13 protein-coding genes are annotated in these 16,235 nt (G+C 67.8%); 3 read left to right on the top strand and 10 right to left on the bottom strand.

Annotated features, from left to right (window positions below; genetic code table 11):
* Positions 1-12: 12 nt before the first annotated feature.
* The 8 genes from rlmN to surE all read right to left on the bottom strand — a co-directional run bounded on the left by rlmN (position 13) and on the right by surE (position 7,699).
* Positions 13-1,164 (bottom strand): dual-specificity RNA methyltransferase RlmN, encoded by a 1,152-nt coding sequence (gene rlmN, locus DFR45_RS04445; RefSeq protein WP_114482479.1) that lies wholly within the window; start codon positions 1,162-1,164, stop codon positions 13-15.
* 67 nt (positions 1,165-1,231) lie between these two features.
* Positions 1,232-1,657: a nucleoside-diphosphate kinase gene (gene ndk / locus DFR45_RS04450; RefSeq protein ID WP_114482480.1), complete on the bottom strand. Its 426-nt coding sequence runs from the start codon at positions 1,655-1,657 to the stop codon at positions 1,232-1,234.
* 174 nt (positions 1,658-1,831) lie between these two features.
* A complete protein-coding gene (locus tag DFR45_RS04455; protein WP_114482481.1) occupies positions 1,832-3,235 on the bottom strand; it encodes a pseudouridine synthase in 1,404 nt (467 codons plus the stop codon).
* A 42-nt stretch (positions 3,236-3,277) separates the two neighbouring features.
* Positions 3,278-3,931, bottom strand: a complete 654-nt coding sequence (scpB, locus tag DFR45_RS04460) for an SMC-Scp complex subunit ScpB (RefSeq protein ID WP_114482482.1) — start codon at positions 3,929-3,931, stop codon at positions 3,278-3,280.
* Positions 3,932-4,154: 223 nt separating this feature from the next.
* The gene (locus DFR45_RS04465) at positions 4,155-5,120 is read right to left on the bottom strand and encodes an RluA family pseudouridine synthase (RefSeq protein WP_114482483.1); all 966 of its coding nucleotides are present in this window, start codon (positions 5,118-5,120) and stop codon (positions 4,155-4,157) included.
* 104 nt (positions 5,121-5,224) lie between these two features.
* The gene (locus tag DFR45_RS04470; protein ID WP_114482484.1) at positions 5,225-6,142 is read right to left on the bottom strand and encodes a peptidoglycan DD-metalloendopeptidase family protein; all 918 of its coding nucleotides are present in this window, start codon (positions 6,140-6,142) and stop codon (positions 5,225-5,227) included.
* A 13-nt stretch (positions 6,143-6,155) separates the two neighbouring features.
* Entirely contained in the window at positions 6,156-6,920 is a 765-nt protein-coding gene (locus tag DFR45_RS04475) for a protein-L-isoaspartate(D-aspartate) O-methyltransferase (protein WP_114482485.1), read from the bottom strand.
* Positions 6,920-7,699 carry a 5'/3'-nucleotidase SurE gene (surE, locus tag DFR45_RS04480; RefSeq protein ID WP_114482486.1) on the bottom strand — a complete coding sequence of 260 codons (780 nt, stop codon included), beginning with the start codon at positions 7,697-7,699 and terminating at the stop codon, positions 6,920-6,922. Before surE ends, DFR45_RS04475 begins: the two co-directional genes overlap by 1 nt.
* Positions 7,700-7,802: 103 nt before the next feature.
* Here surE and DFR45_RS04485 point away from each other — a divergent pair, with 103 nt between their 5' ends.
* The 3 genes from DFR45_RS04485 to DFR45_RS04495 are packed head-to-tail and all read left to right on the top strand — an operon-like array spanning position 7,803 to position 11,979.
* Positions 7,803-8,780 (top strand): NADPH:quinone oxidoreductase family protein, encoded by a 978-nt coding sequence (locus tag DFR45_RS04485; RefSeq protein WP_114482487.1) that lies wholly within the window; start codon positions 7,803-7,805, stop codon positions 8,778-8,780.
* Between the two features lie 44 nt (positions 8,781-8,824).
* Positions 8,825-10,363 carry a GGDEF domain-containing protein gene (locus DFR45_RS04490; RefSeq protein WP_114482488.1) on the top strand — a complete coding sequence of 513 codons (1,539 nt, stop codon included), beginning with the start codon at positions 8,825-8,827 and terminating at the stop codon, positions 10,361-10,363.
* 32 nt (positions 10,364-10,395) lie between these two features.
* Positions 10,396-11,979: an alkaline phosphatase D family protein gene (locus DFR45_RS04495; protein ID WP_114482489.1), complete on the top strand. Its 1,584-nt coding sequence runs from the start codon at positions 10,396-10,398 to the stop codon at positions 11,977-11,979.
* Between the two features lie 303 nt (positions 11,980-12,282).
* Here DFR45_RS04495 and DFR45_RS04500 read toward each other — a convergent pair whose 3' ends face one another.
* Together DFR45_RS04500 and DFR45_RS04505 are read right to left on the bottom strand one after the other, a co-directional pair.
* Positions 12,283-13,521 carry a transglutaminase family protein gene (locus DFR45_RS04500; RefSeq protein ID WP_114482490.1) on the bottom strand — a complete coding sequence of 413 codons (1,239 nt, stop codon included), beginning with the start codon at positions 13,519-13,521 and terminating at the stop codon, positions 12,283-12,285.
* Positions 13,522-13,534: 13 nt separating this feature from the next.
* The gene (locus tag DFR45_RS04505; RefSeq protein ID WP_114482491.1) at positions 13,535-16,150 is read right to left on the bottom strand and encodes a circularly permuted type 2 ATP-grasp protein; all 2,616 of its coding nucleotides are present in this window, start codon (positions 16,148-16,150) and stop codon (positions 13,535-13,537) included.
* Between the last annotated feature and the right edge of the window lie 85 nt (positions 16,151-16,235).

Genomic DNA, 16,235 nt, shown 5'->3' on the forward strand with positions numbered 1-16,235 from the left:
TCCAGGTCGTACCTATGGCCGGACGGAATCGCGCGGCTGCGCCGGGGCCCGGTGCAGTACCACGGTGCGCTGGCGTGCCATGCGTTCGGCGGCGCGCGTGCGGTCTTGCACGTCGCCGGCGAGCTGTCCGCAGGCCGCGTCGATGTCGTCGCCACGCGTCTTGCGCACGGTGGTGACGATACCCGCATCGTTGAGCATTTTGGCAAAGGCCGCGACCCGCGCTGCCGGGGAGCGCTGCAGGCCCGAGGCCGGGAAGGGGTTGAACGGAATGAGGTTGAGCTTGCAGCGCACGCCGCCACCGGCCGCACCGGGGCGCAGCAGGGCGATCAGCTGCGCGGCGTGCTCGGGCTGGTCGTTCACGCCGTCGAGCATGCAGTATTCGAAGGTGATGAAGTCGCGCGGCGCATGCGCCAGGTAACGCCGACAGGCATCGAGCAGCTCGTGCAGCGGGTATTTGCGGTTGAGCGGCACCAGGTTGTCGCGCAGCGCATCGTTGGGCGCGTGCAGCGACACCGCCAGCGCCACGGGGCAGTCCTGCGCGAGCCGGTCCATCATGGGCACCACGCCCGAAGTGGACACGGTGACGCGCCGGCGCGACAAGCCGTAGCCATGGTCGTCGAGCATCACGCGCAGCGCCGGCACGAGCGCCGTGTAGTTCTGCAGCGGCTCGCCCATGCCCATCATCACGACGTTGGAGATGACGCGCTCGCTCGTGCCAAAGCGCCGGCGCAACTCGTGCTCGGCCCACCAGAGCTGGGCGACGATCTCACCCGTCGTGAGGTTGCGGCTGAAGCCCTGGTGCCCGGTCGAGCAAAAGCGGCAGCCGATGGCGCAACCCGCCTGCGACGAAACGCACAGGGTGGCGCGGTCGTCTTCGGGGATGAAGACCGCTTCGACCGCATTGCCGTCGCCCACGTCGAACAACCACTTGATGGTGCCGTCGCGCGAGACCTGCTCGCTCACCACGGGCAGCGGCGCAACGCAGGCCAGCGCCTTGAGCTTGTCGCGCAGCGACTTGGCGAGGTCGCTCATGGCGTCGAAATCGCGCGCACCGCGCTGGTGGATCCAGCGAAACAGCTGCGTCGCGCGAAAGCGCTTTTCCCCGAGCTGCGCGCACCAAGCCGCGAGCCCGTCGAGGTCGAACTCCAGCAGATTGGTCGTCATACGCATCCCCTTGCCCGGGTGTGCCGTGCCTGCACTCGCTGCGCCAGGTCAGGCGCAGGTCGGCACGTCAGCGCGAGCAGATGTCCATGCCGGCAAAAAAGAAGGCGATTTCGACCTGGGCGGTCTCGGCAGCGTCGGAGCCATGCACGGCGTTGGCATCGATGCTGTCGGCGAAATCGGCGCGGATGGTGCCGGGGGCCGCCTTTTTGGGGTCGGTGGCGCCCATGAGCTCACGGTTCTTGAGGATGGCGTTTTCGCCTTCGAGCACCTGGATCATCACCGGGCCGGAAACCATGAAGTCCACCAGGTCCTTGAAGAAGGGGCGCTCTTTGTGCACGGCGTAGAACTGCTCGGCTTCGCGGCGCGAGAGCTGCGCCATGCGCGCGGCCACGATCTTGAGGCCGGCGGCTTCGAAGCGGGCGTAAATCTGGCCGATCACGTTCTTGGCGACGGCGTCAGGCTTGATGATGGAAAGGGTGCGTTCGATGGCCATAAAAATTTCCTTGGTGGTTTTGAAACTGGACTGACGCAAACAAGAATGCAGCAAAGTGTTTTGCCATGGGGCGAGCGCCTTGCCTGAGCCCGATTTGCGTAAGTTGAAAAATTCTCACCCAGAGGGCAAAGTTTTTGATTTTAAACCGCCGAATTTGCGCATCGCTGCGTGCACTCAGCGCCCGCCGCCAAAACGCCCCCTGCCGGAGCGCCGCTGCGTCTGACGCTGGCGCGAGAGGCTGTCCCGGCCGATGTAGCCTACCGAGGTCTTCATGGGGTCGGGCTGGGCATTCGCGCGCGGGCCCTGGCCTTCGGCTTTGCCACGCCGGGATGGGGGGCTGCGCAAAGGGCCCCCTTTGCCCGCCGGTGCGCCACCTTGTTTTTCGCCGCCTTGTTTCGCGCCGCGCTGGCGTGCGGCGTTGGCACGGCGGCCCTCGCCTTCATCGACATCGACACCGGCGGCCTGCATCAGCGCCCGCACCTCCTGCGGGTCGAGCTCCAGCCAGGCGCCGCGCCGCAGACCGCGTGGCAGCACCATGGCGCCGTAGCGGATGCGGATCAGGCGGCTGACCGCGTGGCCCACGGCTTCGAACATGCGCCGCACCTCGCGGTTGCGCCCTTCGGCGATCGTGACGCGATACCAGCAGTTCGCACCCTCGCCGCCACCTTCTTCGATGCTGCGAAACGAGGCCATGCCGTCTTCGAGCCGCACGCCTTCGAGCAGGCGCTGCTTTTCCTCTTCACTGAGGGCGCCGAGCACGCGCACCGCGTATTCGCGCTCGAGGCCGAAGCGCGGGTGCATGAGCTGGTTGGCCAGCGCACCGGAATTGGTAAAGAGCAGCAGCCCTTCGGTATTCAAATCCAGCCGCCCCACGGACTGCCACTTGCCTTGCACCAGTTTGGGCAGTTTGCGGAACACCGTCGGGCGGTTTTGCGGGTCGTCGTGCGTCACCACCTCGCCCACGGGTTTGTGGTAGGCGATCACGCGCGTGGGCGGCGGGGCGATGCGCACACGCAGCGGCTTGCCATTGACCTTGACCTGGTCGCCGTACTGGATGCGCTGGCCGATGTGCGCAGGCTCGTTATTGACCGAGATGCGCCCTTCGAGGATCAACTGCTCCATCTCGAGGCGCGACCCCAACCCCGCCTGCGCAAGCACCTTGTGCAGCTTGGGTGTTTCGGCCTGCGGCAGCAGCACGCGCTTGTGCACCGCAGCTGGCGCGCTGGCTTCGTCGGCATCGAAGCGCCCCGAGACCACGTCGGCGAACTGGTAACCCTGTGCGCCGAGGGCTGCTGCGGGCTGCTGCTGCTTGCCGCGCGCCCCTTGGCTGCGCGCGCGCGGCGCATCACCACGCGCCCTTGGGGGCCCCGCCTGCGCACCATCACCGCCCACGGCGGCCTGCCCCGGCAGCGGCGCTTGCGACGTGGGATCGTCGGTGAGCACAACGGGCGCTGCCGTGGCCGCCGCAGCGCTCTCGGACGCCGCCTTTTTGGGGCGTGCCGGGCGTTGGCGCGCCGGCTTGGCAGCGGGTGCGGTTTCGGTGGCGGCACTTTGCAAGTCCAGCGTGGAATCGTTCATCAATCACTTCCTCCGGGCACCGCTTCGGGCGCCTCACTTTTTTCATGCGCGCAAAAAATCACTCGCGCCCGGCCCAGCCTGCTCCACCAGCGTCAGCTGCGGGGGGCGGGCCACTTCGCGCGCAGCGTTCGCGGTGCCATCCTGGACCTGCGAGACTCTGTCCACCAATGCCTGCGCGCCGCCCGCGAGATCCTCGAGCGCAGGCAGCTGGTCGAGCGACTGCAGCCCCAGGTCGTCGAGAAACTGGCGCGTGGTCGCAAACAGCGCCGGCCGACCCACCGTTTCCTTGTGCCCCACGACCTCGATCCAGCCGCGCTCTTCGAGCTGTCGCAGCGTCTGGCTGTTCACGGTGACGCCGCGAATCTCCTCGATGTCCCCGCGCGTGACCGGCTGCCGGTACGCGATGATGGCCAGCGTCTCGAGCGCGGCCCGCGAATGGCGCTGCGGCTTTTCTGCATGCAGCCGCTCCAGATACGGCTGCAGCTGCGGCCGGCTTTGAAAGCGCCAGCCGCCCGCGACTTGCACCAACTCGAGGCCACGCCCAGCCCATTCCTGTTGCAAGGCCCGCAATATCTGCTCCAGCGCCTGGGCATCCAGCGCATCGTCGAACAAGGCGCGCAACTGGCGCGTCGTGAGTGCTTGCGGCGCGCAAAGCAAGGCGGCTTCGAGGACGCGCGGGGCATCCATCGTATTCATTGATTCAGGAAAATTGCTGCGTAAATGGTGGCTCGACTTATGCAAACAAGGATGCAGCGAAGTGTCTTGCCACGCGGCGAGCGCCTTGCCAGGCCTGATTTGCGTAAGTCATGGGGTTTTGCCACCAAGGCATGGCCCCTTGCGCGTCCATCACCCTGGAGTGCCTGCGCGCTGCGCTGGCCTGTCACACCGGGCGGGCTCGTCATCAAGATGAGCCAAAAAATCAGGGCGGATTGTAGCCCAGCCTTTGCAAGGCCTGGCGCATGTCTTGCGGCACGGGCGCGACGAATTCCATGGCCTGCCCCGTCACCGGGTGCGCGAAGGCGAGGCGCCAGGCATGCAAGGCCTGGCGCTGCAGGCCCAGCGCGGGAGTGCCTCCGTACAAGGCATCGGCCACCAGCGGATGCCCTATCGAAGCCATGTGCACGCGAATTTGGTGCGTGCGGCCCGTGTGCAAGCTGCACTCGACCCAGCAAAAAGCGTCATCGCCGCCGAGCCAGCGCACGTCGGTGCGCGCCGGTTTGCCGGCATGGACGGACAAGTCCACCACGGCCATGCGCAGGCGGTTGCGCGGGTCGCGGCCAATCGGCGCGTCGATGCGACGCAGTGCGGGCCCCGTCCAGCGCTGGTGCGCGATGGCCTGGTACTCGCGGCGCACGCTGCGCGCGGCGATCATGCGCACCAGCGCGTCCATGGTGCTGCGCTCGCGGGCCACCACGAGCAGGCCGCTGGTGTCTTTGTCGAGCCGGTGCACGATGCCCGCGCGCGGCACCTCGAAAGCCTTGGGGTCGCGCGCGAGCAGGCCGTTGAGCAGGGTGCCGCTCCAGTTGCCGGGCGCCGGGTGCACCACCATGCCGGCAGGTTTGTGGATCACGAGCAGATGGGCGTCTTCATAGACCACGTCCAGCGGCAGCGCCTGCGGCTTGAAGGCCTGGCTTTGCTGGGTGGGGCGCAGTTCCACCAACACCCGGTCGCCCGCCTGCACGCGCGCGGCCGCTTTGAGCGCGGGCTGGCCGTTGCGCTGCACCAGCCCCTGCGCGAGCAGCTGCTGCAGGTAGCTGCGCGAGAACTCGGGCACCAGTTCGGCCAGCGCCCGATCGAGGCGCGCGCCATGCTGGGCGGCGCCGATCTCGAGCTGGCGCAACTCGGCGGCGGCAGCGGCGAGCTCGTCCCCCTCATCTGCCAGCATGTCCGCGCCACTCGACTCGGCAGGCGTGGCGGATGAAGGCGTCTCAATCGGGGATGCGGGCTCCGGGTGGTGCTGCACGGGGTTGGAGCAAGGCCCAGCAGGGCTCAGCGAGGAGGCAAATAGCGCGCCGGATCGACCGGCTTGCCTTGCTTGCGGATTTCGAAGTGCAGCTTCACGCGGTCGGCGTCGGTGTTGCCCATCTCGGCGATTTTCTGTCCGCGCTTCACGGTCTGGTCTTCTTTGACGAGCAGGGTCTGGTTGTGCGCGTAGGCCGTCAAAAAGGTGTTGTTGTGCTTGAGGATGATGAGGTTGCCGTAGCCGCGCAGCCCCGCGCCCGCATACACCACGCGCCCGTCGGCGGCCGCGTAAACGGGGTCGCCCGCTTTGCCGGCGATGTCGTAACCCTTGTTGCGTGCTTCGTCGAAGCCGGCGATCAAGCTGCCCGAGGCAGGCCAGATGAAAGAGATGTCATCTTCGGCCATGGCGCTCGATGGAGTGGCCGACGCGGCAGGGCTGGGCGCGGCAGTCGCTACTGCCGTGCTCGCGGAGCCAGCGGGCGCCGCCGACGATTTGGACGCGCTGGCAGACGAGGCAGTGGGCGCCGCTGTTGCCGCGGTCGAAGAAGCCACGGGGTGGGTGACTGCGCCACCGCTGGCTGGGGCGGTCGAAGACGCGGTTTGCGCGCCCGGCGGCGCTACGCGTAGCACTTGGCCGACTTCGATCAAATTGGGGTTGTCGAGGTTGTTCCAGCGTGCGATGTCTTTCCAGCTTTGCCCGTTTTCCAGGCCGATGCGTATCAGGGTGTCACCTGGCTTTACAGTGTAATACCCTAGCTTACCTGCATTTTCGATGCCTGGCGGTGGTTTGGGGGCTGGGGCTGTACCACTGGTGCTGCTGGCAGAGGCGCCTTTGCTGCGATCTTCTACAGGAGCTTTGTTCAGTGGGGTTGAATTGCAACCCACGAGCAGTGCCGCGGCAAGTGCGACGAGCGCAGTGGTGACGAAATTCGGAAAAACCCTCATGATCGACTTTCCTTCAGGCAATCCCCGATTTTAGAGGGACGAAGTGCACGGGCTCGAGCAGGGTTTGTTGCAGCCCGTGTGCGGTTTTGTCGAGCACGAGCAGCACTTGCTGCCCACCCGCCACCGCCATGGGAGCCACCAGCCGTCCGCCCACGGCCAGTTGGTCGCACCATGGCTGAGGCACGGCTTGACCGCCAGCCGCCGCCAGGATGCCGGCATAGGGAGCGCCTTGGGCGTAGCCCAGCATGCCATCGCCGAACAGCAAGTGCACATTGGCCAGCCGCAGCGGGCGCAAGTTGTGGCGGGCCTTTTCGTGCAGCTGACGCAAACGCTCCATGCTGTAGACCTCGCGCGCCATCATGCTCAACACCGCTGCCTGGTAGCCGCAACCGGTGCCTATTTCGAGCACGCGGCCCAGGCCATGCTGGGCGGCCGGCGCACCGAGCAAGAGTTCGGCCATGCGCGCGACGATGCTCGGTTTGGAGATGGTTTGCCCGAGTCCGATGGGCAGGCTGATGTCTTCATAGGCTTGGGTGACGAGAGCGCTGTCCACGAAGCGATGGCGCTCCACGGTGGCCATGGCGTGCAATACGGCAGCATTGCGGATGCCATTGCGGGCGAGTTTTTGCACCATGTGCGCACGCACTGCCGCCGAGTCCAGGCCCAGTCCCTGCGGTATGGCGGTACTGGCTGGCAGCGATGCTGGTGCCGCACGCGCAGCTTTGGCGGCGGCCCCTGGCAGGTCGAGCTGGGCGGGAAAACCAGGTTTACGGGCCATCAAAGCACCGCAGGCTGCTCGGCGCCCGTCCAATACGCCGCGACGCGGGCCCAGTGGGCGAGTTTGGCGTGATCCGTGAGATCGATCTGCAGCGGCGTGATGGACACATGGCCTTGCGCCGTCGCGTGAAAATCCGTGCCATCGGCGTCGTCTTTGGCCGGGCCTGCGCCGCCGATCCAATACATCACCTCGCCGTGCGGGCTCTGCTGGGTGATCACGCGCTCGGCGGCGTGGCGCCGCCCGAGCCGGCAAAATTTGGGCGCGCGCAAGGCAGTCAGCGGCATGTTCGGGATGTTGACGTTGAACAGCCAGGGCTCCTGATCGGGCCGCGGCAGCGCAAGCAGCTGCTGAACGACCTCACGCGCCTTGTGCGCGGCGGCCTCGAGTTCGCCCCAACCCTTGTCCACCTGCGAAAAAGCGATCGCCGGGATGCCGAAAAGATAGCCCTCCATGGCGGCGCCCACGGTGCCCGAGTAAATCGTGTCGTCGCCCATGTTGGCGCCGTTGTTGATGCCCGAGACCACCAGGTCAGGCCGGTAGCCGAGCAAGCCCGTGAGGGCGATGTGCACGCAGTCGGCCGGCGTGCCGTTCACGTAGCGAAAGCCGTTCGCCGCGCGGTGCACGTACAGCGGCGAATGCAGGGTGAGGGCGTTGGACTTGGCGCTGTTGTTGTGCTCGGGCGCGACCACCTCCACCTCGGCGATGGATTGGAGCGCTGCATGCAAGGCCACGATGCCCGGGGCCTGGTAGCCGTCGTCGTTGCAAAGGAGAATTTTCATCCTGGATGCGAGTGCGGGGATGGGCTGGCATTGTAGGAGCACGGCGCGCTTATGATCCCGCGTCCAGACCGTTGGAACCCATATTCACGATAGGAGACTTTCCATGCACGCTTGGCTTTGCAGCAACCCCGTCGGTGTCGAAGCGCTCACCTGGAGCGAACTGCCCACTCCCACGCCCAAGGAGGGCGAGGTCCTGATAGAGATCAAGGCGGCGAGCCTGAATTTTCCCGACTTGCTGATCGTGCAGAACAAATACCAAATGAAGCCGCCGCTGCCTTTCATTCCGGGCTCGGAGTTTTCCGGCGTGGTGCAGGCGCTCGGGCCGGGCGTCACGCAGTTGCAGGTGGGTCAGCATGTGGTGTGCATGCCGGGCGTGGGCGGTTTTGCCACGCACGCGGTGGTGCCGGCCGCGCAGTGTCTGCCGTTGCCCGCGGGTTTTTCGCACGAGGATGCGGCCGCTTTCGTGATGATTTATGCCACTTCGCACCATGCGCTCGTCGATCGTGCGCAGCTCAAGGCAGGTGAAACCGTGCTCGTGCTCGGTGCGGCGGGCGGCGTGGGCACGGCGGCCATCCAGATCGCCAAGAACCTGGGAGCGCGCGTGATCGCGGCAGCATCCAGCGACAGCAAGTGCGCCTTGTGCCGCTCCATAGGCGCCGACGAGACCATCAACTACAGCCAGCAAAACCTGCGCGAGGCCCTCAAGGCGCTCACGGGCGGCAAGGGGCCCGAGGTGATCTACGACCCCGTGGGGGGCGATCTGGCTGAACCGGCCTTCCGCTCGATCGCCTGGCGCGGCCGTTATCTGGTCGTGGGGTTCGCTTCGGGCACCATTCCGTCCCTGCCTTTGAATCTGGTTTTGCTGCGCGGAGCTTCCGTCGTGGGCGTGTCGCTCGGCGAATGCGCCAAACGCGAGCCACAGGCGTACGCCAAGATGATGGCCGAGTTGGTCGATTGGTATCTGCAGGGCAAGATCAAGCCCGTGATCGACCGCACCTTGCCCATGACCGAATTGCCGGCGGCCTATGCGCACATGGGCGCGCGCAGCGTGCGAGGCAAGTTGGTGCTGGTGAACGCCTGAATCCACCCTATCCTCCACCTCGACCCTTGCCCTGAAGCCGTCCCATGGCCGACCGTCCAGCCTCCGAGATTGCGCGCGAAACGCTCAAACAACTGGCGGCGCGCCGTCTGCCGCCCACTCCGGACAACTATCGTGCTTTGTACGAGGAGATTGCCGGAGTGCGCGGCCCGGCGCCCTTTCCCGAGGCCGGCTTGCGCAGCATCCTGCGCGTGATGCCGGCGCAGACGCCGGCGCAAAAACGCCTGCTGGAACAGTTCGAGCGCGCAGTGACGCAAAAAGACTGGGCTTTGTTGCAAAGCACCTTGGTGGGGTATGCGAACCAAGGATTGAGCGCCGTTGCCACAGTTGCTGTCGCTGCCGATGGCCCCGACAATGCCGCCGAACCGTCCGTGTTGCCCGAGGAGTTTGCTCAGTTGCTGGCGCGGCTCGTGGAAACCACGCTGCCCGCGCTCGGCGAGGAAGACGTGCGCATCCATGAGATGGCGCAGCAACTCACGGCATTTTTGCGCTCGCCCCGGCCCTCGATTGCCACGGCGCAGCAAATGCTTGGCAACTTCAGCTACCGCCTGTCGTTTACCACCGAAGAGCAGGCGGCCATTCGGGAGCGTTTGCTTGAATTGCTGCACATGGTGTTCGAAAACATCGCGGTGCTCAGCGCCAATGATCTCTGGCTGCAAGGGCAGGCCGAGGCCTTGAAAGCCGCCACCACGCCGCCGATCACTTTGCGCCGGCTCGACGGCGTACAGCGCCGCCTCAAGGACGTCATCATCAAGCAGGCGCAGGCGCATGGGCGCAGCCTCGAGGCGCAGGAGCAGATGAAGGCCTTGCTTTCAAGCTTCATCGAACGCCTGGCCAAGATGACTGTGGCCAGCGACGTTTATCACGAAACCCTGGAGCGTTGCGCGACGCAAATCGGTCAGGCAACGACGCTCGAAGAAATCGCCCCTGTGCTGCAAGAGGCCATGCAAGCGACCCGCAGCATGGCCTTGGACAGTCGCTTGATCCACGCTGAACTCGAGGATTTGCGCATCCGCACCGAGCAGCGCCAGGCCGAAATCGTGCGCCTGCAGGAAGAGCTCGCGCAAGTCAGTGAGCAAGTCCGCCATGATCCGTTGACGGGTGCGCTCAACCGCAAAGGGCTAGACGAAGCCATGGAGCGCGAAATCGCACGGGCGCGTCGGCTGGGCGCGCCGCTGTGCCTGGCGCTGCTGGATTTGGACAACTTCAAGGAGCTGAACGACCGCCTGGGTCACGTGACGGGGGACGCCGCCCTTGTGCACTTGGCGGAAGTGACGCGCTCGGTGATGCGCTCCCAAGACTTGCTGGGTCGGTACGGTGGCGAAGAGTTCGTGCTGCTGCTGCCTGACACAACGCTGGAAAGCGGCGTAGAAGCCATGAAGCGCCTGCAGCGTGAACTCTCCACGCGCCTGTTTATGCAAGGCAAGGAAAAGGTGCTGATCACGTTCAGCGCAGGCGTGGTGCAATTGCAAGACACCGAAACCAGCGCCGAAGCCTTGCTGCGTGCCGACGCTGCCATGTATTTGGCCAAGCGCGCCGGGAAGAACCGCGTCGTGGCAGCCTGAATTCCTGGTCTGCGGCATCAGAGGCATCCATCATGAACATGAACTTGCACCGACGCGCCTTTTTGCGGTTTGCGAGTCTGGCCGCAGCGGCCGGCAGCCTGCCACGGTGGGCCTGGAGCCAGAATCAGGCGCTGCAGCACGATCCGTTTGCGCTGGGCGTGGCCAGCGGCGAGCCCACGGCCGATGGAATGGTGCTGTGGACGCGCATCGTGCAAGCGCCGCAAACCGAGCCTAAGAGCTGGCGGGAGCCGTTCACCGTGCATTGGGAGCTCGCGCACGACGCGGCCTTCAGGCGCATCGTGCAGCGCGGGCAGGCGCAGGCCTGGCCTGCGCTCGGCCACGGCGTGCACGTGGAGTTGCGCGGATTGCAGCCCGATCGCTGGTATTACTACCGCTTCATGCTCGGGGACGCCGTGAGCGCCACGGGGCGCACGCGCACGGCCCCCGCGCAAACGCAACTTCCTGCGGCATTGCGCCTGGTTTTTGCTTCGTGCCAGCGCTGGGAGGACGGCCATTACGCGGCCTGGCGCCACGTGTGTGCCGACGCGCCCGACCTCGTGCTGTTTTTGGGCGACTACATCTACGAGAACGCCATCGCTGCGGGCAGCACCGGGCTTGCCCGCACGCACGCGCTGCCATTGGCGCGCACGCTGGCCGATTACCGCGCACGCTACGCGCTGCACAAGAGTGACCCGGCGCTGCAGGCGGCGCACGCCACCTGTCCTTGGGCCGTGGTGTGGGATGACCATGAAGTGCAAAACGATTACGCGGCCGACCGGGGTAGCCTGGATGCGCCCGCAGCTTTCGTGGCGCAGCGCAATGCGGCGTGGCAGGCGTTTTATGAAAACATGCCGCTGCGAGCCACGAGCTTGTTGGGGGCGGAGTTTGCATCGTTGCAGGTGTATCGCCGTTTGCGCTGGGGGCGGCTTGCGCACCTGCATTTGCTCGACGCCCGCCAGTACCGCAGCTGGCAGGCCTGCCGCACCCCCGGCAGCCATGGCGCGGGTGCCGTGCGCCCCGAGGCGTGCCCCGAGCTTGCCGATCCGCAACGCAGCTTGCTGGGTATGGCGCAGGAGCGCTGGCTCGACGCAGGGCTGGCAGCAGATGCGCAGCATGGACACACGCAGTGGAGCGTGATCGCACAGCAAACGCTGTTTTCGCCGCGCCGCTACCCTTCGGGCCTGCAATCCACCGACACGTGGGATGGTTATCCGGCCGCACGCACGCGCCTGCTGCGCTCGATTGCCGAACATGCGCCGCGCAATACCGTGCTGCAGGGCGGCGACATCCACCAAAACTACGTGTGCCGGGTGCTCGAGGACGCAGTGCCCAGCAGCCCTGCCGCGCCGCGCGTGCTCGCAAGCGAGTTTTGCGGCACATCGATCAGCTCGCGCAGCGGCACGACGCAAGCCCGCGTCGATGCCGTCGTGCGCCACAACCCGCATGTGCTGTTTGCGCGCTGCGAGCAGCGCGGCTATGGCTTGGCGGACATTACGCCTGCGCGCTGGACGACTTCGCTGCGCGTGCTCGACGATGCAATGAATGCGGACAGCGGCGTCACGACGCAAGCCCGCTTCATCGTCGAGGACGGCCACGCCGGCCCCATTGCGACGTGAGCCTCGCAGTTGGCTCCACCCTGCAGTGCCGCGGGGCGTAGAGCGCGTGGCCCCCATGCGGCCTTGGGGCTAGGAGCCTGTCGGACTTTGGAGTCGTCGGCTGCGAATGTGCCGCAGCGGCCCATTTTTTACCGTCTTATTGCCCCATAGTCCCGCTATGGGGCGGCGAATCCGGCAAAAACTGGCCTCGCTGGGGCGCATTCTCGCTTTCGACGCCCAAAGTCCTAGTTTCGAGCGGTCAACGGCTCAACCCACAACCGTCATGGGAAGCCCGCAATTTCGTGCGGGTTGCGCAGGATGGGGTTATTTCGGCGGCTGCGGTTTGGCAGCCCGTGCGCCCGCCTCGCCCTCGCGGCGCGCGAGCAGGGCCTGCAGCTCGTCGGGCGGGGCCACGGTGACGCCGACTTCGAGCGTGTGCGCGCCGCCGCCCTGGATCACGCCGCGCATGGGCGAGACGTCGGAAAAGTCGCGCCCCACGGCGAGCGTGACGTAGTCCTCGCCGGGGCTGCCCCAGCCGCTGCGCCGGTTCGTGGGGTCGAAGTCGAACCAGCTGCCGCCCACCTGCTGCGCCTGCGTGTGCAGCAAGGCGCTCGTGGGGTCGGTGTCGTGCGGCGGCGTGGCGCTTTCCTCGGTGGCGGCCAGCCACGGCACATACACGCTGACCCAGGCGTGCGAGGCGTCCGCGCCTATGAGCCGCGGCTTGCCCGGTGGCGGGCGCGTGAGCAGATAGCCGCTCACGTAGCGCGCGGGCAGGCCCAGGCTGCGCAGGCACCCGAGCATGATGTGGGCGAAGTCCTGGCACACGCCCTTGCGCTGTGCGAGCGCCTGCAGCGCGGGCGTGTTAACTTGCGTGCTCGCGGGGGTGTAGCGCAGCTCGCGGTGGATGCGTTCCATGAGCGCCTGCGCGGCGGCCAACAGCGGCGTGCCGGGCGCGAACGCGGGGCGCGCAAACGCGGCAAAGGCGTCGTCGCGCGGTACGTGCGGCGAGGCGAAGAGGAATTCGCTCGCGGCGTCGTAGGGCGCGCCGGCGCGGTAGCGATAGTGCTCGCGCACGGCCTCCCAAGTGGCTTGCCAGGGCGCGTGCCACGCGGGGGCGGTCGGTGCGTCGGTGGAAGGTGCGTCGGTGGTGGCCGCATCGGTTGCGGCGCTGGCAGGGACGAGGGAAAGGGCTTTGGCCGCCGCCGCGCAAACGCTAGGGGCAGCGGCGGTACTTGCCGCAGCGGGTGCCGCCGCAGTTGCTGATGCTGCAACGGTTGCCCCAGCGGCCACGAGGGGCAGGGGCGCGGGGGCGTGCGTCTGCACCAGGCTGTCGGCCTCTACGCACAGGCTCTCGTGCGGCGCCTGCAGCGTGAAGAAGCTGCGCAGGTTGCCAAAAGTGTCGCGCGCCTGGCTTTGCGCGGCGGGCTCGGGGGTGACGCGCAGGGTGTGGGCGCGCACTTGTTGCACGGCGGTATCGACGGGGCTCAGGTGCAGCATGTGCTGCGCGTGGTCCACCGGGCCTTGGTAGTGGTAGCAGGTGCGGTGCAGGATGCGCAGCAGCATGGGTTTTGGGGGGTTAGATTTCGAGGCTCTGGCTGGGCCGGTCGGCGTGGCTGAAGTGCAAGCGCGTGATCTCGTCGGACAGCGTGCCCGCAGCGGCGATGCAGTCGGCCAGCAGCGTGTGCAGCGCGCCAAAGTTGCGCTCGCTGCCGGGCTGCGCCAGGGCGGCGAGCTGCCAGGTTTCGGACTGCGGCAGGGCCAGCGCCAGCGCCGTATCTGCGGGAGAGGTGTTTTCGGCGAGGCGCAGCAGGCGCGCGCGCAGCGAGTGCAGCACCCAGGCGAGCGAGCGCGGGTTGTCGCGGTCGAGCACGAGCAGGTCGAGCAGCGCGGCCATGTCGCGGCGCTGCTGGTAGCGTGCGTGGAAGGTGATGGTGCTGTCGAACAGCGCCACCATGGCCTCGAAGCCGTCGATGTCCTGCAGGCTGCGCTGCTCCAGCCCGAGCATGAGCGCGCGCGCCAGGGTGACGAGCCGCTCGATGTGCCGGCCTATGGACAGCAGGCGCCAGCCGCTGTCGCGCACCATGCGGTCGGTCTGCGCGCCGGTGATGGCGGCGAGCAGCTCGCTCGCGTTTTGCAGCGCCACGAGCGCCTCGGCGGTGGCGTATTCGGCGTTGCCCGAGAGCGCGGCGCAGTCGCGCGCGAAGTCGCCCTCGGTGCGCTTGATGAGGTTCCAGTGCTCTTGCGACAGGCGCTCGCGCACCTGCGCGGCGGCGGATTTGAGCGCGCGCAGGTTGAAACCCACGCTGTACGACTGCCCGGCCAGCGGCGTACCCGGCGCGGGCGCGAGCGCGGCGATCAGGCTGCGCGTGAACACGCGCGGCGACTGCTCGGCGCCGGGCACGTCGGGCAGCACGAGCGCGTTTTCGCGCGCCAGCGCCGAGAGCCAGGCGACGAGCGGGCGCGCGCCGGGCTCGTCGCCCGAGAGCTGGCGCAGCACGAGCTGGGCCATGCGCACGCTGTTTTCGGCGCGCTCGGTGTAGCGCCCGAGCCAGAACAGGTTTTCTGCCGCGCGGCTGGTCACGGGGCGCTTGGGCTGCGCCTGCGTGGGCACGCCGGTGGCGGGGTGGAGCATGCTGGTGCGGTCCACCGGCCCGTCGGTGAGCACCCAGCAGTCGGCGCTGCTGCCCCCGCGCTGCATGGCCGCGACGAGCTCGCCACGCGGCGCGAGCCGCACCAGCCCGCCGGGCAGCACGCGCCACGACTGCGGCCCGTCGGCGAGCGCGAACACGCGCAGGATGGCCGAGCGCGGCACCAGGCCGTCCGGCGTCCAGGTGGGCGTCTGCGACAGCGGCAGCCAGGCCTGCACCGTGTAGTCCTCGGGGTGGCGCGCGATGCGGCCGGCCCATTCGTCGAGCGCGCGCTCGTCCAGGCTGCGGCCCATCACCGTGTCCATGCGTGCATTCGGGTAGGTGGGGCGGATCACGCTCGTGGGCAGCAGCGGCAGCACCTCGCGCAGCGCGGCTTCTTCGCCGCACCACCAGGTGGCGAGCGACGGCAGGCGCAGCGGCTCCCCCAGCAGGTGTTCGCTGATCGCGGGCAGAAAGCCCAGCAGCGCGCTCGACTCGAGCGGCGCCGAGCCCGGCATGTTGGCCATGAGCAGATTGCCCGCGCGCAGCACCTGCAGCAGGCCGGGCACGCCGAGCGTGGAGTCGGCGCGCAGCTCCAGCGGGTCCAGCCATTCGTCGTCCAGGCGCTTGATGAGCGCGTGCACGGGCTCCAGGCCCTGCAGCGTCTTGAGGTACAGGCGCTGGTCGCGCACCGTGAGGTCGCTGCCCTCGACGAGCGTGAGGCCCAGGTAGCGCGCGAGGTAGGCGTGCTCGAAGTAGGTCTCGTTGTACGGGCCGGGCGTGAGCAGCGCGATGCGCGCGTTTTCGCCTTCGGGCAGGCGGCTTTGCAGGCCCTCCATGAGCGCGCGGTAGCTCGCGGCGAGGCGCTGCACCTTCATGCCCGCGAAAGCGTGCGGGAACTGGCGCGAGACGGCGATGCGGTTTTCGAGCAGATAGCCCAGCCCCGAGGGTGCCTGCGTGCGCTGGCCTACCACCGACCAGCGCCCGTCGGGGCCGTGCGCGAGGTCGAGCGCCACGATGGGCAGCCAGGTGCCGCCGGGCGGGCGCACGTCCAGCATGGGGCGCAGGTAGCCAGGGTGGCCCTGCACCAGCGCGGCGGGCAGCAGCGCGCGCTGCAGCAGCGTGCGCGGGCCGTACAGGTCGGCCATCATGGCGTCGAGCAGGCGCGCGCGCTGCACGACGCCGGCCTCGATCTGCGCCCAGTCCTGCGGGCTCACGATCAGCGGCAGCAGGTCGAGCGCCCAGGGCCGCTGCAGGCCCGCGGAGGCGTCGGCATAGACGTTGTAGGTCACGCCGTTGTCGCGCAGCTGGCGTTGCAGGTTGTCGTTGCGGCGCGCGAGGTCGTCCTTGTCCAGATAGGCAAAAAAGCGCGCCCAGACCGGGTTCAGCCTGCGCGCGGGCTGCGCTGCAGTGCCGTCGGCGACTTGCGAGGCATGCGTGGCATCGGGCGTGACCGGCGTGGCGGCGCCGAACAGTTCGTCGAAGTGGCCCGGCGCGGCCGGGGCGCTGCGCAGCGGCAGCACAGCGGGGTCGAGGCCGGGCAGGGGAATGTCAGGGGCGGACATGGGGCCCGAGTATGCCCGCTGGGTCTGGGCGTTCGTGCGGGCGCTGGCGGCCGCGCCGGGCGGGGCAGGGTGGGGCGGCCCCGCC

The sequence above is a fragment of the Extensimonas vulgaris genome (assembly GCF_003337425.1).
Classification (GTDB): Bacteria; Pseudomonadota; Gammaproteobacteria; order Burkholderiales; family Burkholderiaceae_C; genus Extensimonas; species Extensimonas vulgaris.